General features: G+C 41.3%; 18 protein-coding genes and 1 riboswitch. Of the genes, 12 read left to right on the forward strand and 6 right to left on the reverse strand.

The window, feature by feature from the left end; all coding sequences use genetic code 11:
• Positions 1 to 6: 6 nt before the first annotated feature.
• On the reverse strand, positions 7 to 1338 hold the full coding sequence (gene sepH / locus P0106_RS04010) for a septation protein SepH (protein ID WP_014554659.1): 1332 nt from the start codon (positions 1336 to 1338) through the stop codon (positions 7 to 9).
• A 205-nt stretch (positions 1339 to 1543) separates the two neighbouring features.
• Here sepH and P0106_RS04015 point away from each other — a divergent pair, with 205 nt between their 5' ends.
• The 3 genes from P0106_RS04015 to P0106_RS04025 all read left to right on the forward strand — a co-directional run bounded on the left by P0106_RS04015 (position 1544) and on the right by P0106_RS04025 (position 4834).
• On the forward strand, positions 1544 to 1837 hold the full coding sequence (locus P0106_RS04015; RefSeq protein WP_004112589.1) for a DUF4193 domain-containing protein: 294 nt from the start codon (positions 1544 to 1546) through the stop codon (positions 1835 to 1837).
• Positions 1837 to 2334: a dUTP diphosphatase gene (dut, locus tag P0106_RS04020; protein WP_009993670.1), complete on the forward strand. Its 498-nt coding sequence runs from the start codon at positions 1837 to 1839 to the stop codon at positions 2332 to 2334. The genes P0106_RS04015 and dut overlap by 1 nt, the downstream gene beginning before the upstream one ends.
• A 160-nt stretch (positions 2335 to 2494) precedes the next feature.
• Positions 2495 to 4834, forward strand: a complete 2340-nt coding sequence (locus tag P0106_RS04025; RefSeq protein ID WP_004138463.1) for a RelA/SpoT family protein — start codon at positions 2495 to 2497, stop codon at positions 4832 to 4834.
• 104 nt (positions 4835 to 4938) lie between these two features.
• On the opposite strand, the gene P0106_RS04030 is transcribed toward P0106_RS04025, so the two are convergent.
• The 5 genes from P0106_RS04030 to P0106_RS04050 form a co-directional block, all read right to left on the reverse strand.
• Positions 4939 to 5478, reverse strand: a complete 540-nt coding sequence (locus P0106_RS04030; RefSeq protein ID WP_004112594.1) for a peptidylprolyl isomerase — start codon at positions 5476 to 5478, stop codon at positions 4939 to 4941.
• Positions 5479 to 5625: 147 nt separating this feature from the next.
• Positions 5626 to 8271 carry a phosphomethylpyrimidine synthase ThiC gene (gene thiC / locus P0106_RS04035; RefSeq protein WP_473730472.1) on the reverse strand — a complete coding sequence of 882 codons (2646 nt, stop codon included), beginning with the start codon at positions 8269 to 8271 and terminating at the stop codon, positions 5626 to 5628.
• Positions 8268 to 8374, reverse strand: a riboswitch (TPP riboswitch). It overlaps the preceding gene by 4 nt.
• 171 nt (positions 8375 to 8545) lie before the next feature.
• A complete protein-coding gene (locus P0106_RS04040; RefSeq protein WP_004112597.1) occupies positions 8546 to 9229 on the reverse strand; it encodes a methionine ABC transporter permease in 684 nt (227 codons plus the stop codon).
• Between the two features lie 2 nt (positions 9230 to 9231).
• Positions 9232 to 10056 carry a methionine ABC transporter ATP-binding protein gene (locus P0106_RS04045; RefSeq protein WP_004115441.1) on the reverse strand — a complete coding sequence of 275 codons (825 nt, stop codon included), beginning with the start codon at positions 10054 to 10056 and terminating at the stop codon, positions 9232 to 9234.
• A 104-nt stretch (positions 10057 to 10160) separates the two neighbouring features.
• Positions 10161 to 11009, reverse strand: a complete 849-nt coding sequence (locus P0106_RS04050) for a MetQ/NlpA family ABC transporter substrate-binding protein (protein WP_004112601.1) — start codon at positions 11007 to 11009, stop codon at positions 10161 to 10163.
• Between the two features lie 308 nt (positions 11010 to 11317).
• Between P0106_RS04050 and P0106_RS04055 the strand changes: the two genes are divergently transcribed.
• The 9 genes from P0106_RS04055 (at position 11318) to P0106_RS04095 (ending at position 23055) form a co-directional block, all read left to right on the forward strand.
• A complete protein-coding gene (locus tag P0106_RS04055) occupies positions 11318 to 13015 on the forward strand; it encodes an NAD+ synthase (RefSeq protein WP_473730473.1) in 1698 nt (565 codons plus the stop codon).
• Positions 13016 to 13256: 241 nt separating this feature from the next.
• Positions 13257 to 15632, forward strand: a complete 2376-nt coding sequence (gene pflB, locus P0106_RS04060; protein ID WP_192381703.1) for a formate C-acetyltransferase — start codon at positions 13257 to 13259, stop codon at positions 15630 to 15632.
• A gap of 121 nt (positions 15633 to 15753) precedes the next feature.
• Entirely contained in the window at positions 15754 to 16635 is an 882-nt protein-coding gene (pflA, locus tag P0106_RS04065) for a pyruvate formate-lyase-activating protein (protein ID WP_004112608.1), read from the forward strand.
• Between the two features lie 133 nt (positions 16636 to 16768).
• A complete protein-coding gene (locus tag P0106_RS04070) occupies positions 16769 to 17116 on the forward strand; it encodes a hypothetical protein (RefSeq protein ID WP_004112609.1) in 348 nt (115 codons plus the stop codon).
• 264 nt (positions 17117 to 17380) lie between these two features.
• The gene (locus tag P0106_RS04075; protein WP_473730474.1) at positions 17381 to 18736 is read left to right on the forward strand and encodes an HRDC domain-containing protein; all 1356 of its coding nucleotides are present in this window, start codon (positions 17381 to 17383) and stop codon (positions 18734 to 18736) included.
• Positions 18737 to 18788: 52 nt separating this feature from the next.
• Positions 18789 to 20147, forward strand: coding sequence for a trigger factor (gene tig / locus P0106_RS04080; RefSeq protein WP_004112612.1), 1359 nt, complete (start codon positions 18789 to 18791; stop codon positions 20145 to 20147).
• Between the two features lie 122 nt (positions 20148 to 20269).
• The gene (locus P0106_RS04085) at positions 20270 to 21733 is read left to right on the forward strand and encodes a chloride channel protein (protein ID WP_004112613.1); all 1464 of its coding nucleotides are present in this window, start codon (positions 20270 to 20272) and stop codon (positions 21731 to 21733) included.
• Positions 21734 to 21768: 35 nt separating this feature from the next.
• Complete coding sequence (locus P0106_RS04090) at positions 21769 to 22380, forward strand: ATP-dependent Clp protease proteolytic subunit (protein ID WP_004112615.1); 612 nt, start codon at positions 21769 to 21771, stop codon at positions 22378 to 22380.
• A 6-nt stretch (positions 22381 to 22386) separates the two neighbouring features.
• On the forward strand, positions 22387 to 23055 hold the full coding sequence (locus P0106_RS04095) for an ATP-dependent Clp protease proteolytic subunit (protein ID WP_004112616.1): 669 nt from the start codon (positions 22387 to 22389) through the stop codon (positions 23053 to 23055).
• The last annotated feature ends 121 nt before the right edge of the window (positions 23056 to 23176 follow it).

Below are 23176 nucleotides of genomic sequence, written 5' to 3' on the forward strand. Positions count from 1 at the left end.
GATAAATTAAGCCTCTCCAAAAAGAATCTCATCCCAACTAGGAACAGCAGCTCTCGTGCTCTTCTTAGCCCTAGTATGCTCGTTCATATGCTGTTTTGGTTCAGTTTTTGGAGTTTCTATAGCAACTGTTTTATCTGCTTGAACATGCGCATCTTCAGAATCTGATCCAAAAGTGTTTGATTTAGAATTTGCATATTTGCTTTTTGCAGAAGCAGAATTGGAAGAATCGACTACCGCATTTTCACTAGAATTATCTTGTGAAATGTTTGCGCTCGCATTTTCTCTACTATCTTCATTTTCTGAATTTTCTTTAGACTTATAGATTCCAGAATTAGAAGAAGAGTTTGCAATATTTGCAGCAGTTTCTGCGGCTTCTATGTTTTTTACGTTTGCAGAAGACTGTTCTGTATTATCTGGATTGTTAGATGGAGTAGAGTTTGATACCAAATCGCTTAGAATTGGATTTTCTGTATAACCATCTAAAGAATTATTAGTATTGTTGCTGTTTTGTTCTTTTTGTGCAGCCTCTGTTTGAATAGCAACATTTGCAAGATTAACGCTATTCCTTGATTCCCACTGACTCACAGCACGTTCTATTCTTGCAGAACGAATCGAATTTCCTGGAAGCTCATCATTTGCGAATGGGAAGTTTATGCTTACTGTGTCTCTATAAGCTCCTCCAAACTGTGATTTTTTAGAAGAAGAATCATTGTTCATGATTTCTTCGCCAAGCAACAATCTAGATGAAGGGTTTGCGCACGTAATAGAGTTGTCGTGCATATTCCAAGTCCACTCTGCTTTTATTGTTCGAGTAGCAGTGTTGAACTCTGCTGTTATAAGCCATGGTTCAAGTCCGCGTCTTGTGGCACGCCATTTTACAGTTTCCATTCCAATATGTGCTTTTGCGAGAGTTCGTTCGATCAAATCTGAAATAGTTCTCATATTGCTTTGTTTTGGAGCTGGAACTGTTAAGAATTGCTCAATAGCGTACTGTTTTTCTGTTTCAACGCCACTAGAGAATCTTTTAACTTGAGATTCGCTTACGTTATATCGCTTTGCAACATGTTCTGGATCGACGCCAGCACGTATCAGTGCTTGTATCTGAGATATAGGTAGTGTTGCCGTGGTAGCAGCTGGCGAATCATCAGATTTACCAATAGAATTAACTGTGTTTTGATTATCGCCACCAACATTTGTTAGTTTTTTTGATTCGGCAATCGCGCGCTCCAGCGTGTCGTCAACATGAATTTTTAACGGCGTGTTTTCAAAAATAAAAATTAAATCGCCATTATTATCCACATGATCGAAACTCGCCTCTTTTGGCGGATTTTCAAGCATTGTGCACCACTTTCCTCGCTTTTAACGCTACTTATAACATACTTTAGTCCATAGTCTGCCTTCTTTGCCATTTTCTATGAATAAAAAAGCGAGTATTCTATGCGGGGTAGCTTTCATGTATGCTATGCGCGTAGGTAGCTTTTATTAGATAGCTAAAAGTATAAAAGTAGATTTAGTAAGTAGTTTTAAAAACGAAAGGACCATAATGGCACAGGATTATGATTCTCCTCGTAGTAAAGACGAAGACGAGGAGTCATTGGAAGCGTTGAGTAAGGGTTCACAAAGCTCTGCTAACGATATAGACGATGATGAGAATGCTATTGCAGAAGATTACGAGTTGCCAGGTGCAGATTTAAGCAATGAAGATGCGTCTGTTACAGTAATACCAATGCAGGGTGATGAATTTATTTGCTCAGAGTGTTTCCTCGTAAAGCATCGTAGTCAGCTTGCACAAATGTCTCAAGATGGTCAGCCAGTTTGTAAGGAGTGCGCAGCCTAATGTCTTATGACGAGACCTACACTGGTCCAGAACAGGTAGAAGTTCTTATCAAGTATTTGGATAATTTGAATGATACTGATAGTAATCAGCCTGCTATGGAACATATTTCTTACGCTCATGCTGGAGATGCTGGGGCGGATTTACGAACTACGCAAGATGTGACTTTGCGCCCATTTGAACGTGCTCTGGTTCCAACTGGTGTTGCTATAGCTTTGCCAGCTGGATACGTTGCTCTAGTTCATCCGCGTTCTGGTCTCGCTGTAAAACAAGGTGTTACAGTTCTTAACGCGCCAGGAACCGTTGATGCTGGGTATCGCGGTGAAATTAAGGTTCCGTTGATAAATATGGATCCGAACAATACTGTGCAGTTCCATCGTGGAGATCGTATAGCTCAACTAGTTATCCAGCGCTATGTTGAAGCTAATTTTATTGAAGCAAATAAGCTTCCAGGATCAGATAGATCTACAAAAGGATTTGGATCTACTGGAGTGCAATAAATTACATAAATCCGGCCAGAGCTAAGTTTATTAGACTGAGTCGGATTTATTGTATTTAATATTAAGTTTATTGTGTTTAATATTAGACATGTAGATTATTGTATGATTTAGCTTGTTTTACAATGTAGGATAGTAACTATAAATCGGGAGGTGATATTCGATGGGTGAAAATCAAGACGACATTAAGGGCGCTAACATGCTCGGATGTGAAATTAGCGAAGATATGCGAGACCCATTGTGCCCAATATTGCGAATGTGTAAGTGGCATCATCCCGATGAGAATATGGAGATTTTGCACAAAGCTTATGCTAGAGCCGTAAAACAGCATACTGGTCAAAGGCGTAAATCAGGCGAACCATATATTATTCATCCTCTTGCTGTTGCTCAGATTTTAGCTGACCTAGGAATGGGTCCTATAGTTGTTGCTGCAGGATTATTACACGATACTGTTGAAGATACGGATTACACGCTAGAAGAGTGTAGGGCTGATTTTGGTGATACTGTTGCAGGATTAGTCGACGGTGTTACAAAAATATCAAACATGGAATATGGAGAAAGCGCTCAGGCAGAAACAATCAGAAAAATGGTTGTTGCAATGAGCCGAGATGTGCGAGTGTTGGTAGTAAAACTTGCAGATCGTTTGCATAACGCTCGTACATGGAGATACGTTAAGCCATCTAGCTCGCATAAAAAGGCTCGTGAAACTCTAGATGTTTACGCTCCTCTTGCAAATCGACTCGGTATGAACGCAATTAAGACAGAGCTTGAAGAGCTAAGCTTTAAAGTTTTATATCCAAAAATTTATAACGAAATAGTAGTTTTAGTTGCTCGTAGAGCTGGTCAACGTGAAGTTTATTTGCGTCAAATTCTAGAAGAAATCAATGAAGATTTAAACCAGCAACATGTAAAAGCTTCTGTTAAGGGGCGTCCAAAAGATTATTTTTCAATCTATCAAAAGATGATTGTTCGCGGTCATGATTTTGAAAATATTTACGATCTTGTAGGTGTGCGAATAATCGTTGATTCTATTCGGGACTGTTATGCTGCATTAGGTGCAGTTCATGCGCGCTGGAGTCCTGTTCCTGGACGTTTTAAGGACTATATAGCAACGCCTAAGCTAAATATGTATCAAAGCTTGCACACTACTGTTGTAGGTCCTGGTGGAAAGCCTGTGGAGATTCAGATTCGCACATGGGACATGCATAGGCGTGCTGAATTTGGTATTGCTGCTCACTGGAAGTATAAGGCAAACGGACAAGCTGGTCGCGCTTTAAGTAAGCCAGATAAAGGTGATGTTAAGCGTGAACAAGAAGAAAACAAAGAGCTTAGCGAATTAGATAATTTAAAGTGGATTCAGCAGCTTGCAGATTGGACTAGTGAAACGCCAGATTCTGACGAATTCTTGGGTTCCTTAAAGCAAGATCTTGGAGCTTCGGAAGTCTACGTGTTTACTCCAAAGGGAAGTATTGTTGCTCTTCCGCAAGATGCAACTCCAGTTGACTTTGCTTATTCTGTGCATACCGAGGTTGGTCACAGAATGATGGGCGCTCGCGTAAATGGAAAGCTTGTGCCACTTGACACTAAGCTTAACAATGGCGATACTGTAGAAGTTCTTACATCAAAGTCTGATACTGCTGGTCCTTCAAGAGATTGGCTCAGCTTTGTAAAAAGCCCTAGAGCTAGAAATAAGATTCGTCAATGGTTTAGCAAGGAACGTCGTTCGGAGGCGATTGAAGAGGGTAAAGACGAGCTTACGCGAGCTATGCGTAAACGTAACTTGCCTTTATCTACTTTACTCACTCCGCAAGCGTTAATAGGTGTTGCTGAAGAGCTTAATATAACTGCTAACGTAGAAGCTGTTTATGCTGCAATTGGCGAAGGTCAAGTTTCCACTCAAAACGTTATCTCTCGTCTTGTTAAAGATGCTGGTAGTGAAGAAGTAGCTGAAGAAGCTCAAGAAGAAGCGCTTCCGCTTAGGAGAGTGGAGCGTAATCGCAAGTCTAATGGTGTTCTTGGTGTCTCCGTAAAGGGCGTTGGAGATGTGTGGGTTAAGCTTGCTCGCTGCTGCATGCCTGTTCCTGGAGATGACATTGTTGGTTTTATAACTAGAAATCAGGGTGTTTCTGTTCATAGAACGGATTGCCAGAATATGATTGATTTGCAAAAGTCACAGTCGGAGCGTGTTATTCCTGTTCAATGGACTAGCGATAAAGGATTGTTCCTTGTTAAAGTTCAAGTAGAAGCTTTGGATCGTCAGCATTTGCTTTCGGATGTTACGCGAGTTCTTTCGGATCATGGTGTAAACATTCTTTCGGGAACGATTGCTACTGGAGATGACCGCGTTGCTACAAGTCAATTTACGTTTGAAATGGCAGATCCTCAGCATTTGAACACTCTTCTTGCTGCGATTCGTAAGATTGATGGCGTTTTTGACGTTTATAGAATTACGGGCGCAAAAGATAGTGCGGAACCGCGACTCAGAAAAATGGAACGCGACTAAACAATAAAACCTAAACAATAAAACTTCCAGTCAAATAATGTTTTGGCTGGAAGTTTTATTATTGTAATTTTTATATTATTTATGCTTTATTTTAGTTAATGTTATTACTTAATAACCTCAATAGATATAATCCCAACTGGCTCTAGTGGGGCATCAGACCTATCTGTTGGAACAGATTCGAGCTTATCTACAACAGCCTTAGATTCGTCATCCACGACTTCTCCAAAAATAGTGTGATGACCATCAAGCCAAGGAGTTGGCACGGTAGTTATAAAGAACTGAGATCCATTCGTGCCATGTAAGCGTCCGTCTCGTCCGCGCTGTTTTCCAGCATTTGCCATTGCAAGAAGGTACGGTTTATCAAACTTTAAAGATGGGTCAATCTCATCGTCAAATTCGTAGCCAGGACCACCCATTCCGTTTCCAAGAGGGCATCCGCCTTGAATCATAAAGTCTTTGATAATACGATGGAATGTCAAACCGTCATAGAATGGTTCGTTGGATTTTTCTCCCGTAAAAGGATTCATCCACTCTTTTGAACCAGTCGCCAAGTCAACGAAATTTTTTACTGTAATAGGCGCTTTATCGTCAAAAAGATTAATCTTTATATCGCCTTCGGACGTATGCATATTGATAAGTGTCATAATGCGATTTTCCCATATGTTAAAGACTGTTCAAAATTGTTGCAAATAAAACTGTTGCAAATAAAAATAAGGCGAGCTTGAGCAGGATTAATCTTGCACTAACTCGCCTTATTTTCGTAATATCAAAACTTTAGAAACATAGATACTCTACGCTTTGGCGCTTTGATATAACGTTGAACCAGCTTCCTGGAACTTTTTACTCATCTCTTTCATACCCTCGGCAATAGCCTGACTGCGGGCTTCTTCAACAAGTTGTTCTTGTTGAGCTGCGCCACCGAAACGCTTGCGAATATTCTGAGAAATAGCCATTGAGCAGAATTTTGGTCCACACATGGAACAGAAGTGAGCCATTTTTGCTGGCTCTGCTGGAAGCGTTTCGTCATGGAAAGCAATAGCGGTATCTGGATCGTAGCTTAAATTAAACTGATCCAGCCAGCGAAACTCGAAACGAGCCTTGCTTATAGCGTTATCTCGATCCATGGCATGCGGATGATGCTTAGCAAGATCCGCAGCGTGACAAGCAATTTTATAAGCAATAACACCTTGTTTAACGTCGTCCTTATTAGGAAGTCCTAAATGCTCTTTAGGAGTGACGTAGCAAAGCATTGCTGTGCCATAACGAGCGATTTCAACGCCGCCGATAGCGGAAGTAATGTGATCATATCCTGGTGCAGTATCGGTTGTTAAAGGACCAAGAGTATAGAATGGAGCATTCTGGCAAATTGCTTTCTCCATCTCAATATTCATGCGTACCGTATCAAATGGTACGTGTCCTGGGCCTTCAATCATCACCTGAACGTCATGCTGCCATGCAATCTTGGTTAGCTCTCCAAGAGTCATAAGTTCGGAAAGCTGAGCAGCATCGTTAGCATCAGCCAAGCTTCCTGGACGCAAGCCGTCACCCAAAGAGAACGCAACATCGTACTTGGCGAAAATCTCGCATAATTCTTCGAAGTGAGTGTAAAGGAAGCTTTCTTGATGGTGTTGCAAGCACCATTCAGCCATAATGGAACCGCCTCTAGAAACAATACCGGTTACGCGGTTTGCAGTAAGAGGCACGTATCGAAGAAGTACGCCTGCGTGAATAGTCATGTAGTCAACGCCTTGCTCGCACTGTTCAATAACAGTGTCGCGGAACAATTCCCAGCTGAGCTTAGAAGCGTCATCCTCAACCTTTTCCAAAGCCTGATACATTGGCACAGTGCCAATCGGAACAGGGGAGTTACGCAAAATCCATTCTCGAGTTGTGTGAATATCGTTACCTGTGGAAAGATCCATAACGGTATCCGCGCCCCACTTAGTAGCCCACGTAAGTTTTTCTACTTCTTCGTCAATAGAAGATGTGACAGCAGAATTACCCATGTTTGCGTTGAGCTTAGTTAAGAAGCGAGAACCAATAATCATAGGTTCTGCTTCAGGATGGTTGATATTGCAAGGAATAACAGCGCGACCAGCTGCAACTTCAGAACGAACAAGTTCCACATCGCAGTTTTCACGAGTTGCAACATATTGCATTTCTGGAGTTACAATATTATGCCTTGCATACCACATCTGTGTAATAGGATGATCTGCAGCCTTCATCGGCTTATGAGTGCGACCACGCCATTCTTTAGAAGCTTTTCCTCGCTTAATAGCTCGCTTACCGTCATCTTGAAGATTTCGACTACGACCTTCATATTCAACAACATCATTGCGATCTCTAATCCAATCAAGACGAAGAGGAGCCAAGCCCTCTTTAGGATCGCACTTAGGACCTTCTGTGTTGTAATCCTTAAATGGTGGGTTAGGGCCAACGCCTGGAGTGTCAGAAAGCTTAATTTCTGTATACGGCACTTCCAAATCGTAAGAACCATATTCATATTCAAAGTGAACTGGAGTAGTTTTACGAATATGAGCTTTGTCTCTTTGAGTACATCCGCGAGAAGCGATATCAACGCGCTGCTGCTTTGCTAATTTTGCAGCGTCTTTTGCTTCTTTAGCATTAATGAATTTTGGAGTATCGCTAGCTTTCTCGTCAGCTTTTTCCTGCACTATAACGCGTTTTGCGTAACCGTGCTTTTGATTGCCGCGAATGTGTGTAAAGCGTTCCACGAATTCACTCATTGTGGATTCTGGTGTTTCGCTTGCGTACAATGCTTCAGATACAAACAATCCTGCAGCCTTACTGCGAGCAATCATTTCAACATCTTCTAAAGATGTTCTTCCTCCAACAAGTACTGGAAAATCGCTTGCTGAGCAAATAGTATTAATCTTTGCTTCATCTAAAATAGTGTGATTTGGTTCTAATTCGTAAGTTGGAGTAGTGTTTTCGCAACCATCTTCTGGATTATGCATTGCTGTTACACAAATATAATCAATGCAGCCATCAGGAAGTTCATTAATAACCTTAACAAGACTTTCTGTTTCAACAGATAAGCCGATTATTGCGTCTTCTCCTAAAAGTGCTCGTGCTTCTTTTGGTTCCATGTCGCTTTGTGCAAGATGAACTCCATCGACTTTAATTCCTTGATTTCTTGCCTGCCAGACAACGTCAACTCTTCCGTCTATTACGAAAGTTACTGAATCACATTTATCGTTATCTTCTATGATTTGTGCAATATCTCGTGCGATTGATGTGATTTCTTTTGCGCTTTCATCCGCACAATTAAGCCTTATAAATGTTGATCCTGCGCGTAAAGAGTCGTCAACTATATCCGTGAGTGCGCGACTTTTGCATAGTTTAGGATTTGCAATAAAACATGTGTTTAGGTTGAACTGGTCACGCATTGATGCGTATGGATAGTTTGAGGTCATACTTAATCGTTGCTCCCTACGTTGTATTAACTAACAGGTTCGAAGGGTCAGGTTTTCGCCTATCTCAGCCTTCTTTAAAAAGAAAGCACCCCTGCAAAATGTTGTGACTCAGACATTCTACATTATTTGGTATCTTTTTAATAAATCGTAGGCATGTTGAATGGTTGATCATTTGATAAATAGAAAATCCTAGAAGCGATTAATAGATTTTACTGTATCTTACGCTACTAGGATTTTATTTGTGACTTTTTTATTTGTGACTTTTTATTGGATATTATCGACGTTCATGATGGTTGATTTTATTGGATATTAAATCTCCAACAGTTTGTACTACTTGCACAAGAAGAATACAGAAAATAACAGCAACACTCATAACATCGTATTGGTAACGCTGATATCCGTAGCGAATTGCAATATCTCCTAGACCGCCTGCGCCAACAGTTCCAGCCATTGCAGAGAATCCAAAAAGTGTAATGAAAGTCAATGCCGCTCCACGAATTAATGAAGGCAAGCTTTCAAAAAGCAATACTTTGAATACTATTTGCGTATTGCTTGCGCCAAAACTTTGTGCAGCTTCTATAAGACTTCCATCAACTTCTGCAAGAGATTGCTCAACAATTCGCGCTACGAATGGTGCAGCTGTTAAAACAAGAGGAACAATAGCGCCAGAAACTCCCAAAGACGTTCCAACAATAAGTCTAGTAAGTGGAATTATTGCAACAAGTAGGATTATAAACGGTATTGAGCGAACAATATTTACAATCCAACCTAAAACCGCATTCAAATATGAGTTAGGACGTATTCCTTGTTTTGCGCTTGTTATAAGAAGAACTCCTATTGGTAATCCTATTACGTATGCGAATAGTGTAGATATTGAAGTCATAGATATTGTATCTTTTGTGCCTTCAATAAGTAGTTCTCCATATTCGTCTATAAATTGTGAAATATTTTCTGGCATTTTTATTTCACCCCATTGTTTGTTGCGCTATTAGTGGTTATTCCATTTTCGGAATTACTATTATTGGATTTAGTTCCCCTATGGTTTTCAACATGTTCGTCTGCAATAAGCGTTTTTAAAATATTGCTTTGAGGATTTTTGAAAAGTGTTGAAGTGTCACCGATCTCTACGATTTTTCCGCCGTCAATCATAGCAACCCTATCGCAAATATTTCTTGCTACTGCTAACGAGTGAGTAATAATAACCAGTGTTACGTTAAGATCTCGGTTGATTCTTCTAAGCAAGTCAAGTATTTGTGCTGTAGTTGTTGAATCCAAGGCGCTTGTTGCTTCGTCACAAAGCATTATAGAAGGATTATTAGCAAGTGCTCTCGCTATTGCAACTCTTTGCTGTTGTCCGCCAGAAAGCTGAACAGGGTAGCGGTTTGCTAAATCTTTTAATCCAACTAAATCGAGTAAATACTTTGCTCGTTCTTCTCTTTTTTCTTTAGGAGTGTTGTTTAGTTCCAAAGGAAAAGTCACATTTTGTAACACAGTTCGCTGTTGAAAAAGACTAAAGTTTTGGAAAATCATTCCAATATTCGATCTTATTTTAGATAAATCTCTATTTTTGGCGTCCGTAATATCTTTTCCGTCTATTAGCACTCTTCCAGATGTTGGACGTTCTAACAAGTTCATGCATCTGACTAATGATGATTTTCCAGCTCCAGAAGATCCCAAAATACCAAATACTTCGCCTGATTCAATAGTTAAATTAATATCGTTAAGTGCTTCGTGCGATTGCTTACCACTTGAGTAAGTTTTATAAAGATGCTCAATTTGAATCATATTATCTCTCACTGATTTTGAAAAGCAAATATGAGGCACGTGCCTCTATGCTTTTGTGAGGCACATATCTCATATTTGCTTAAGGTTAGAACAATGCAATCATCTTAGAAAACTGGCAAAACAGCGCCGTTGTAGTTTTTCTTTATAAAATCACGAACTGCATCTGTTTTTAACGCTTTTACAAGAGCCTTGATTTTAGCAAGCTTTTCGGATCCTTTCTTAACAGCAATAATGTTTTCGTATGTCTTAGCAGCTACGCCTCCAACTTTTTCGCTTGTAAGAGGATCTTTAGTTGGGTTAAATCCAGCTTGAATAGCGTAGTTTCCGTTTAGAGCAGCTAAATCAACGTCCTTAACAACTGTTGGAACCAAAGCAGCGTCTATTTCCTTAAACTTTAGATTCTTTGGATTAGAAACAATATCTTTCTTTGTTGCGTTAACATCCTTTGGATTCTTTAGCTTAAGAAGACCTGCATCTTGCAAAAGAAGAAGTGCGCGAGCTTCGTTGGTTGGGTCGCTAGGAACCGCAACTGTTGCGCCATCTTTTAAGTCCTTAATTGTTTTAGTCTTTCCTGGGTAAAGTCCAAATGGTTCAAAGTGGATTCCAGCAATAGAAATAATATGCGTTCCTCTTTCTTTATTAAAGTTATCTAAGTATGGCAAATGCTGATGGTAGTTTGCGTCTGCTTCGCCTTCTTCTACAGCAGTATTTGGTTGCACGTAGTCAGTAAATTCCTTAACAACCAACTTATAGCCTTGTTTTTGCAAAATTGGCTTAACTACTTTGTTCAAAATATCGCTGTGAGGAGTTGGGGAAGCTGCAACCTTAATCACCTTATCGTCTTTAGTTGCTCCATTTGCAGAAGATCCGCATGCGCTTAGTGAAAGCCCCAAAATCGCAGTTAGTGCTGTAAAAGCTGCAATAATCTTTGTGTTCTTCTTTGTGATTTTCATATTTTTCCCCTTGTCCTTTAATGTTTTTTGTTCGTTGATGTTTTGTTTCTTAGCAACGGAATATCAATATATGCGATTTTGTATCTTCTTCGCTACCTATTTTCTATTTGTATAATTTATGACGAGTTAGCAATACTAATGAAATCAGGCAGATATGTGACAATTAATTTTTTATACTTGCGATTGATTTTTTGTTTTTCGCTTGTTTTTTATGATTGGCGTTTTGCGATTTTTCTGTTTAGTGGATGCTTTTATTGCAATATGACTTTATACAATGCGGCTTATGCAACATGGATTATAATAAAAACATGACTTCTTTGCGTTTAGCTTTAGCTCAAATTGACACTTGCGTTGGAAACATAAGCAAAAATACGGATGAAATATTGCGATTTTGCAAAGATGCAAGTAGTGGAAACGCTGATATTGTTGTGTTTCCAGAAATGACACTAACAGGGTATCCAATCGAAGACCTTGCTTTGCGTGCGACATTTAGAAAAGCAGCTAACGAAGCTGCCTATAGTCTTGCTGAAAGCTTGAAAGATAGCGGATTAGGTGACTTATACGTTGTAGTTGGAACAGTCGGTGTAGACGATGAGTTAGGTAAGCCAAGAAATCGCTTGCTTGTTATTCATGACGGAAAAGTGGAGCTTGTTTATGACAAGCATTTCTTGCCAAATTATGGCGTTTTTGACGAATTTAGAATTTTTTCTTCTGGAAATGATTGCGGAATTCTAAACGTTAAAGGCACAAAATTAGGATTTGCTATTTGCGAAGATATTTGGCAAGATGGCGGCCCGGTTGCGCGTCTTTCTAAAGAGGGGATTGATGTTTTAGTAACAATCAACGGTTCTCCGTACGAAGAAGGCAAAACGGATATCCGCTTAAAGCTTGCGCAAAAGCGTGCAAAAGAGGTTAATGCTCCTCTTGTTTACGTAAATCAAGTTGGTGCTCAAGATGATCTTGTTTTTGATGGCGGCAGCTTTGTAGTAAACGCAGACGGGTCTTTGATCGAGCGTTCTAAAATGTTTGATCAAGACTTAAGTTTTGTTGATTTTGATACAGATTTAGATGCACAAAAGTGCTCAACAATTGCTCAAAAATTAGACCCAGACGAAGAAGTTTATTGCGCATGTGTATTGGGACTTAGAGATTATATGCGTAAAAACGGCTTTAAGGGTGTTTGCTTAGGACTTTCTGGCGGAATCGACTCTGCGCTAGTTGCAACTATGGCGGCAGATGCTTGCGGTGGACAAAACGTTTGGGGAATCTCAATGCCAAGCATGTATTCTTCGCTTGGTTCTAAAGACGACGCTTGCGATTTAGCTAAGCGACTTGGAGCACACTACGATATTCAGCCCATTGAGCCACTTTTTAAGTCATTCCAAAATCAGCTTGATTTGCAAGGTGTTGCTGCAGAAAATTTGCAAGCGCGAGTTAGAGGCGTGATTGTTATGGCGTATTCTAATTCGAAAGGTTTGCTGGCTTTAGCTACTGGCAATAAGTCGGAGCTTGCATGCGGTTATTCTACGATTTATGGAGATGCGGTAGGAGGGTATGCTCCTATTAAAGATTTGTTTAAGACTCGCGTTTGGGCGCTTTCTAGATGGCGAAATCGTGCTGCTCAAAATGGAGTAGGTCTTGGAATGTTGCCTATTGCTGGTAGTGAAGATTTTCCTAAAGACAATGCTCCAAAAGATGGCATTCTTATACCTGTAAACTCGATTATTAAGCCTCCAAGTGCAGAGCTAAGACCAGGGCAAAAGGATTCTGATTCTTTGCCGGAATACGATTTGCTAGATAAAGTGTTGGAAGCTCATATTGAGCTTGCTCACGGGCGAGCGGATTTGCTTGCAGATGGTTTTGATGAGCGCACAGTTGATACAGTTATTAGGCTTGTAGACCGCGCAGAATGGAAGCGTAGGCAGTATCCGTTAGGTACAAAAGTTAGTGCGATTGCGTTTGGAAGAGATAGGCGAATTCCAGTAACAACCGCGTTTAGAGAGTAGACGAAATCTTGGATACGTCTTGGGAAAAGTCGCAAGCATTCGTTGATTAACTACATATTGCATATGCGCTAGTTTGAGTATTCAAACTAGCGTTTTTTACTAAAAATAAGCTAAAAAACAGTAAAATGTGAGGTAACTCACGTTAAAAATGCCAAAAATCGACGTGTACTGTTTGAACGTTGCTCTAACATAGTAGAGAAGGCGACGTGAAGAAGCGTCGTGGATACGAAAGGAGTCAAATATGGCATCAGTGGATGCATCCGTTCTCAGCGAAGAGGATCTTCGTGCAAAAGCGTGGGATGGTTTTACAAGCGGCAATTGGGAAAAAGATATTGACGTTCGTGACTTTATCCTAAAGAATTACACCCCATACGAGGGTGATGAGACGTTCTTGGCAGACGCTACCGAAAAAACTAAGCATATGTGGAAGTATCTCGATGACAATTACTTGGCAGTTGAGCGTGAGCGCCGCGTATACGACGTTGAAACCCATATTCCAGCAGGTATCGACGCAATGCCAGCAGGCTACATTGAAAGCCCAGAAGTAGATAACGTAATCGTTGGTTTGCAAACTGACGAACCTTGCAAGCGCGCTATGATGCCAAACGGTGGTTGGCGAATGGTTGAGCAGGCTATTAAGGAAGCCGGCAAGGAAGTAGATCCAGAAATTAAGAAGATTTTCACCGTTTATCGCAAGACTCATAACGATGGCGTGTTTGGTGTTTACACCAAGAATATTAAGATTGCTCGCCACAATAAGATTTTGACTGGTTTGCCAGACGCTTATGGTCGTGGTCGTATTATCGGTGATTATCGTCGCGTGGCTCTTTACGGCGTAAATATGCTTATTGAGTTCAAGAAGCGCGATAAGGATTCGATTCCATACCGCAACGACTTTACTGAGACCGAGATTGAGCATTGGATTCGCTTCCGCGAAGAGCACGATGAGCAAATCAAGGCTTTGAAGCAGCTTATCAACTTGGGTAACGAGTACGGCTTGGATTTGAGCCGCCCAGCTCAAACCGCTAAGGAAGCTGTTCAGTGGACTTACATGGGCTATCTTGCTTCTGTTAAGAGCCAGGATGGCGCTGCAATGAGCTTCGGACGTGTTTCCGCATTCTTCGATTGCTACTTTGAGCGTGATTTGAAGGCTGGATTAATCAACGAAACCGATGCTCAGGAAATCATTGATGCTTTGGTTATGAAGCTTCGTATTGTTCGCTTCTTGCGTACTAAGGATTACGACGCAATCTTCTCTGGAGATCCATATTGGGCAACTTGGTCCGATGCTGGCTTCAGCGATGATGGTCGCACATTTGTTACTAAGACTTCGTTCCGTTTGCTCAACACTTTGACTCTTGAGCATCTTGGGCCAGGTCCTGAGCCAAACATCACTATTTTCTGGGATCCAAAGCTTCCAGAAGCCTACAAGCGTTTCTGCGCACAAATCTCTATCGACACTTCTGCAATTCAGTACGAGTCCGATAAAGATATTCGTGAGCACTGGGGCGATGACGCTGCTATTGCTTGCTGCGTTTCCCCAATGCGCGTTGGTAAGCAAATGCAGTTCTTCGCTGCACGCGTTAACTCCGCAAAGGCTTTGCTCTACGCTATCAATGGTGGTCGCGATGAAATGACTGGCATGCAGGTTATTGATAAGGGTGTTATTGACCCAATCAAGCCAGAAGCCGACGGAACTCTTGACTACGAGAAGGTTAAGGCCAATTACGAGAAGGCTTTGGAATGGCTTTCCGAAACCTACATTGAGGCTTTGAACATCATCCACTACATGCATGATAAGTACGCATACGAGTCCATTGAGATGGCTTTGCACGATAGGGAAGTCTATCGTACACTCGGCTGCGGTATGTCTGGCTTGTCTATTGCTGCAGATTCCTTGGCTGCTTTGAAGTATGCAAAGGTTTACCCAATCTACAACAAGGATGCTAAGACCACTGAAGGTCATGAGTATGAGTACATCGAAGGCGCAGAAGACGACTTAATCGTTGGCTACAAGACGGTTGGAGAGTTCCCAATCTACGGTAACGATGACGATCGTGCTGATGACTTGGCAAAGTGGGTTGTAAGCACTGTTATGGGTCAGGTAAAGCGTTTGCCTGTGTACCGTAATGCTGTTCCAACTCAGTCTATCTTGACTATTACTTCTAACGTTGAATACGGCAAGAACACTGGTTCCTTCCCATCTGGCCACAAGAAGGGCACTCCTTACGCTCCAGGTGCAAACCCAGAAAATGGTATGGATTCTCACGGTATGCTTCCATCCATGTTCTCCGTTGGCAAGATTGACTATGACGATGCTCTCGATGGTATTTCTTTGACCAACACCATTACTCCAGATGGTTTGGGAAGAGATGAAGACGAGCGTATAACGAATTTGGTTGGTATTTTGGACGCTGGCAACGGTCACGGCTTGTACCACGCAAACATCAACGTTTTGCGCAAGGAACAGCTTGAAGACGCTGTTGAGCACCCAGAAAAGTACCCACACCTTACGGTTCGCGTTTCTGGCTACGCAGTGAACTTCGTAAAGCTCACTAAGGAGCAGCAGCTCGACGTTATTTCTCGTACATTCCACCAGGGTTCAGTTACTGACTGATTCTGATTGATTGCGAATGCCGCCGGGAGTGAGTAGGTTTTGCTCCTGGCGGCTTTTAAAATAAACGTAGTTTTTAAAATCGAATAAATTAAACCAAAGACGGTTATAGGAGGGCATATAGATGGTTGAAAACACAGCATTTCGTACCACGACTCAGCACATGTTAAAGGAGTCAAAAGAGTATGCCCGACAAACTTTAATGGGTGGTCTTTCTGGTTTTGAATCTCCAATTGGATTAGACAGAAAAGACCGCTTAGTTGCTCTTAAAACTGGCGATATTGGATTTGTGCATTCTTGGGATATTAATACTTCTGTTGATGGCCCTGGCACTCGTATGACTGTTTTTATGAGCGGCTGCCCACTTCGCTGCCAATATTGCCAAAATCCAGATACTTGGAAAATGCGTGACGGCAAGCCAGTCTACTTAGATGCAATGATTAAAAAAGTAGACCGTTATCAAAGTCTTTTTAAGGCAACTGGTGGCGGAATCACATTTTCTGGCGGCGAATCCATGATGCAACCAGCTTTTGTATCTAGAGTGTTTCGTGCAGCAAAAGAGATGGGCGTGCATACTTGCTTAGATACTTCAGGCTTTTTGAATCGCAATTATACAGACGAAATGATTGACGACATTGATCTTTGCTTGCTAGATGTTAAATCTGGTATTGAAGAAACGTATAAAAAAGTAACTGGCGGCTTGCTTCAGCCAACTATTGACTTTGGTCAGCGCTTAGCGAAGGCTGGTAAGAAGATTTGGGTGCGTTTTGTGCTTGTTCCAGGTCTTACAGACAGTGAAGAAAACGTTGAAAAAGTTGCTGAGATTTGTGATTCGTTTGGGGATGCTGTTGAGCATATTGACGTGCTTGGATTCCATCAGCTAGGCCGTCCAAAGTGGCATGAGCTTAGGATTCCGTATCCGCTTGAGAATCAAAAAGGGCCTTCTAGGGCGCTTAAAGAGCGAGTTGTAAACCAGTTTAAAGACCACGGTTTTGTAGTGTACTAGACTGCGTTTAGACTGCATTTAGACTGCGTCAAAAATGTAACTGTAATTTAGGCAATCTTTGCGTATAGTATTGTATTTTTTTGAAGGATTTTGTATAATTATACAAATACCCTTTTTAGAGAAAGGATACGCAATGAAGCGCAGAATAGGTTGTTGGATTGCATTAGCTTTTGCATTAGCGTTAGCTATTTTTGCACGGTGTAACGATCAGTTTGGCTTTGGCACAGCGCTTATTATTTTAATTGTTTTGCCGATAATTTTGTTGCCGATAAATATCGTTGCGGCTTTCGATAAGAAACCTCTTATCGAAGTGCCGATAATATCTATTGCTATAACTATTGCTACAGAACTTGCCACTTTCCCAATAAGAGATTTAGGTTTACATGCTCTCTACGTTATCCCAACAGTTTTAGTTTCGGCAGTCGCATTTACTCTTACTAGATTCCTTAAAACTAAACTTGTTAAGCGCATAACTCAATAAGAATCAAACAATAAAACAGAATGATTATTTAATTGATTATTTAATTGATTATTTATTTTGATTAGTCGTAGTTGTGTGCGAAAGTTGAAGCCGTGTTAAAAGATGCATAATCTATAACACGGCTTAAATATATCTTGCGCAATATTCTATAGAATGTTTTACGGATGTTTTGCAAAATAATATTCAAGCATATACAAAATAAAATGCTGCGTAAGATGCAAAAAGCGTAAGAATTTGGCTAAAGCGTACAATCGGGAGGCGTTCTTGAATAAGGAACCAAAGCTCTTAAAAGAGCCTAGAGAAGGAGTTCCAGAAGTCATTGATACGCTTGAAGCATATAAAGAATATTGTAATTTGTTGGCAGCAGGGTCGGGGCCTTTGGCTGCAGATGCAGAGCGCGCATCTGGTTTTAGATATGGTCACGAAGATTGGCTGATTCAGTTCAAACGCAAAGGTGCAGGAATTGGATTGCTGGACCCAATAGCTTTAGGAAAACTTGGCGTTGATTGGCATGAATTTAACCAGGCAGTAGGGGATGCGCCTTGGATTATTCACGATTCTATGCAAGATTTGCCAGGATTTTTCGATATTGGTTTGCGTCCGCGTGCTTTATTTGATACAGAAATCGCAGCTAAATTACTTGGTAGAAAGCGCTTTGGATTAAGCTCTGTAACTGAATATTATTTGGGGTTGACTCTTGCAAAAGAACATTCTGCAGCGGATTGGTCATATAGACCTCTTCCTAGAGATTGGCGAAATTACGCGGCTTTAGACGTTGAATTGCTAATCGAATTAGAAGAAGTAATGAGCGGCGAGTTAAAAAAGCAAGGCAAGCTTTTATGGGCAAATCAAGAGTTTGCACACTTATTAAGTAAAGGTGCGCAAAAGAAGGCTCCTCACCCAAATCCTTGGCTTAGAATATCTCATATAAGCGTTCTTATGCACGATAAAATCGGCTTAATGATTGCAAAAGAGCTTTGGCAAAAGCGAGATGAGCTTGCTCGTCAATACGATATTGCGCCAACTCTATTGCTTTCGGATGCTGCGATTATTGAGGCAGGCAAGCGAAAGCCAAGTAATTCTAGGGAGTTTCGCTCAATTCGCATTCTTAACGAACGCGTTAGGATTCACACGGGCAGCGAGCAAGACAAGATGTTTGAACGCTATGCTCCGATTCAGCGCAAAATCAAACCAAATGTGTGGAAAGCTGTTATAGAAGACGCGATTAGTCGCGCTAAAAGTGGGGAAGTTGCGATTATTGACTGTGCGCAATCTTCTAATGATGAAGATGACTGTAGTTGTTCAAACGAATCAAGTTTAATTGCAAAAAATGTGCAAGATGCTCAAGAATCGCAAGCGGCTCCGCGTTCTATGAAATATTGGCGTGAACATCATCCCAAAAGATATGAGCGTTTGCAAAATGTCAAACAATCTTTAATCAAGATTGCGGAAGATACGCATACGCCTACGGAAATCATTATTAAACCGCAAATCATACGTAATCTTTGCTGGCAAGATGATGTTGAGCATATTAATGTTAAAGAGTTTTTAGATGAACAAGGTGCAAGAATGTGGCAAAGTGATTTAATCGCTGAGTCCGTAACTCGCGCTATTATGTAACGGTTGTGCCATATGGCAGAAGCTAGAAAACGTAATTTCAGGAGCATGAAGCGTGAAAATCAGCGTCAGGAATCTTGAGCCAACTAAGGTTAAGCTCACCATTACCGCAGATCTCGAAGATTTTGAGCCATTTATGGATCAGGCTCGTAAAGAGATCGCAAAGCAAATCAACGTGCCAGGTTTCCGTAAGGGACACGTACCAGGCAAGATTGTAGATCAGCGAGTTGGCTTCGGAGCTGTTGCCGGTGAAGCTGTAAATTCTGCTGTTCCAGAGCTTTATTCTAAGGCTTTGGAAGAAAAGAAGATTCGCCCAATGGATCAGCCAGAATTTGATGTTCAGGAAGTCCCAGAATCTGCTAAAGACGAACTTAAGCTTAAGTTTGTTGCAACTGTTGAGCGTCGTCCAGAGTTCAAGCTTAACAAGTTCAAGGGTGTAGAAATCGAAGTAGAAAAGCCAGAAGTTACAGACGAAGATGTTAATGCTCGTCTTGAGGCTTTGCGTCAGCGCTTCGGTACTCTTGTTGGTGTTGATCGCCCAGCTAAGAAGGGTGATTTTGCTAACATTGATTTGGAAGCTCGAATCGACGATGAGGTTGCTGATTCTCAGAATGGCGTGAGCTATGAGCTTGGTTCCAACACCATGCTTGATGGTTTGGATGAAGCTTTGGAAGGTCTTTCCGCTGGCGAAGAGACCACTTTTGAAGGCACTCTTGAGGCTGGAAAGAACCAGGGTAAAAAAGCTCAGGTTAAGGTGAAGGTTAACTCTGTTAAGACTCAGGAATTGCCAGAGCTTAATGATGACTTCGCTCAGGAAGCTTCTGAGTTTGATACTTTCGAAGAGCTTAAAGCTGATGTTCGTAAGTCTTGCGAGCAGGCAAATGAAGGCCGTCAGGCTACTATGGCTCGCGATGCCTTTATTGCTAAGATTCAGGAAGAGGTTGAGATTCCTGTACCAAAGGGTGTTAAAGAAAAGGCTGTTGCTGAACATCTTAAGGGTATGACTCCAGATCCTGAAAAGGCTACTAAAGAGCAGAAGGAAGAAGCTGAGAAGGCTGCAGAAAAGGAGCTTCGTGACCAAATGGTTCTCGACGCTTTGGCAGAAAGCCTCGATGTTTCTGTATCTCAGGCAGATGTCACTAACTTCTTGGTTTCTGTTGCTCAGCAGTATGGTATGGATCCAAGCCAGTTTATTAACGCTATTGTTCGTAATGGTCAGCTTGGTTCCGCTGTTCAGGAAGTTGCTCGTTCTAAGGGCTTGCTTGCTGGTATGCGTGCTGTGAAATTCGTTGCTGGTGGAGAGGCTATAGACTTGAGTGCTTTCTTAACGGAAGAAGAGGAGCCAGAAGACGAAAGCGTTAAAGCTGCTTCCGCTGCTGCTGCAGTAGCTGATGAGCTTACCTCTGAAAAGTAAGTTAGTATCTTCTATTAGATTTTAATCTAAGACCTAGTGGAGTTTAGCTCCGCTGGGTCTTACTTATATCTAATTAAATAATTACGATTATTATAGGAAAATCTTAAGAATTGCGAGACATTATGGATAATAGTGCTAAAACTAAGCATGAAGCTTGTTGCAGATTTGGCAGATTCGGTAAATCTTGCAAGTTATTTAGTTTTGCAATTCGTCTAGCGTGTTTTATTGCAGTCTCTGTTGCCCTTGGCGTTCTTATTGGCCTAGGAGCTACAGTTCTTACGCTTATTTTTTATGCTGTACAATACCTTGCTTTTGGCTCAATTGAATCTGCTAAAAACACTGTATTTTCAGCTCTTCCTTGGTATCGATACGTGCTACCTGGCACAATTGCTATGACTATTGCTGCACTGGCTTGGTATTTTTTGCGAAAAAGAGAAAATCCTCCTCGAATCGTTACTATTCCACAAGCCGTTAGTGGCAGTAGAATGCCAATTTTTTCTACTATTGCACATGTTTTATTGCAAATCGGCATTGTTGGCTCTGGAATTTCAATCGGAAGGGAAGTAGCTCCTAGAGAATTAGCTGCAATGATTGCTCAGCGTTGCAGCAGTATTTTTCATATGTCTGTTAAGACTCAGCGTATACTAGTTGCGTCTGCTGCAGGTGCTGGCTTGGCTGCAGTGTACCACGCGCCTTTAGCTGGCACCGTGCTTTCTTTAGGTTTGCTTAGTAAAACTCAAGGTTTTGGTTTTTATGCGTGGCTAAATCGCGAGAATGGCTCGCTAATAGATAATGCAGCTAAAAATATTGCGCGCTCGGAGCGTTTGCATTGCTTGCCTTTTGCTCTTGTTATGAATTATGTTGCTGCGTTTGTTGTTGAATTTTTATTGCATCATTCTAGATACTACAATATTTCGCAATTTTCTTGCGTGATTTCTTGGCAAATTTGCGTTTTAACTGTTGTTGTTGGTGCAGCGTGCGGCTTAGTTGGTTACGTTTTTCGCTTGGGTATTATTTGGTGTAGAACTCATGCTTTGCGTGGCATACAAATGCTGTGTTTTATGCCTGTAGCTGGCTTAGTTATTGGTGTTGCGGCTTGTTGGTTTCCGCATATTATGGGGAATGGTAGGTCGCTTTCTCAGCTTGCTTTTTCTGTAGCTAGTTTTCCGTATTTGGCAGAAAGTTCACATATTGTGACTATTTTATTGCTTCTTGCAATGATGAAAATGCTTGCGACTTTGTTGGTTTTGCGTTACGGTGCCTCTGGAGGCGTTTTGCAGCCGAGTATTTCGACTGGCGCTTGCTTTGGTGTGATTTTATACGCTATTTTTTCAACGTCTGCGCTTTCGCAAGTTTTTGACATTTCGCAAGTTTCTGCAATTTCTGTATCTATTATTGGCGCTGTTTCTTTACTTGCATCTTCCAGAAAAGCTCCAATTATGGCTTGGCTTTTAGTTGCTGAATTAGTAAATGCGCCGTTTGCATTACTTTTTCTTATGCTATTTGCTGCAATTGTGTCCAATTGCGTAGCTAATTGTGTTGAGCGATTTATTTCGCATTTTTTTGCGGTCACACGCACACGATAGTCTAGATATATTCAAAATGTTTGTAAGGAGATAAGGTGACTGAGCTGTTTACGGCTTCTCCCATTATGCAAGAAGGGGAGCCACAAAATCCAATGGATTCGATTTTTAATCAACTTTTAAAGGATCGTATTATTTGGCTTGGTTCTGAAGTCAAGGATGAAAATGCTAATATCATCTGTGCACAGATGCTTATGCTAGCTGCGCAAGATCCTAAAAAAGATATTTGGCTTTATATAAATTCGCCTGGAGGGTCTATTACGGCAGGAATGGCGATTTATGATACTATGCAGCTTATTGAGCCAGATGTGGCTACTATTGCTGTGGGAATGGCTGCTTCTATGGGTCAGTTCTTACTGAGTTCTGGTACTCCTGGTAAGCGTTTTATTACATCTCATGCACGTGTTCTTATGCACCAGCCTTCTGGTGGCGTTGGCGGTACTGCAACTGATGTGCGTATTAATGCTGAGTTAATTATGGATATGAAGAAGACTCTTTCTGAGCTTACTGCGCAGCAGACTGGTCATACAGTTGAAGAAATTTACCGTGACAATGAGTATGATCATTGGTTTACTGCGCAGCAGGCTTTGGAGTATGGTTTTGTGGATAAGATTGTCACCACTCCAGCTTCTATGCGTGGGGAGGAGTGATTTTATATGGCAAGTGAAGAAGCAAAGTTTGTTGCACGCGCCCAGCGCTTGGGTGGATTTGGTCAAACCAGTGGTGTGTTTACGAATCGTTATGTTTTGCCTCAATTTGGCGAGCAGACTCCTTATGGTATGAAAACTCAAGATCCGTACACTAAGCTTTTTGAAGATCGTATTATTTTCATGGGTGTACAAGTTGATGACACTTCTGCTGATGACATTATGGCTCAGCTCTTGGTTCTAGAAAGCATGGATCCAAATAGGGATGTAATGATGTACATTAACTCTCCAGGCGGTTCTATGACAGCTATGACGGCAATTTACGACACTATGCAGTATATTAAGCCAGATGTTCAAACGGTGTGTTTAGGGCAAGCTGCTTCGGCTGCTGCGATTTTGCTTGCAGCTGGTTCTGCTGGTAAGCGTATGATTCTGCCAAATGCTCGTGTTCTTATTCATCAGCCTGCTATGGGTCAGGATTTTGGTAAGGCTACTGAGATAGAGCTTCAGGCTAAGGAAATGTTGCGTTTGCGCGAATGGTTGGAATCCACTCTTGCAAAGCATACTGGTCAGGATATTGAGCGTATTCGTAAAGATATTGAGGTGGATACGATTCTTACAGCTCCTCAGGCTAAAGAATACGGTATGGTAGATGAAGTTCTTGAACATAGGTCTTAAGTAGTTTTTACTTTTTAGATTTTTATGTTTTAGCTGCAACCCTTGGCGACACGCCAAGGGTTGTGTTTTTGTGAATATGGTTGTATATTAGTCAAGTTGCCGAAAACAAGGGAACGATTTC

This window comes from Gardnerella sp. c11Ua_71, from assembly GCF_055818025.1.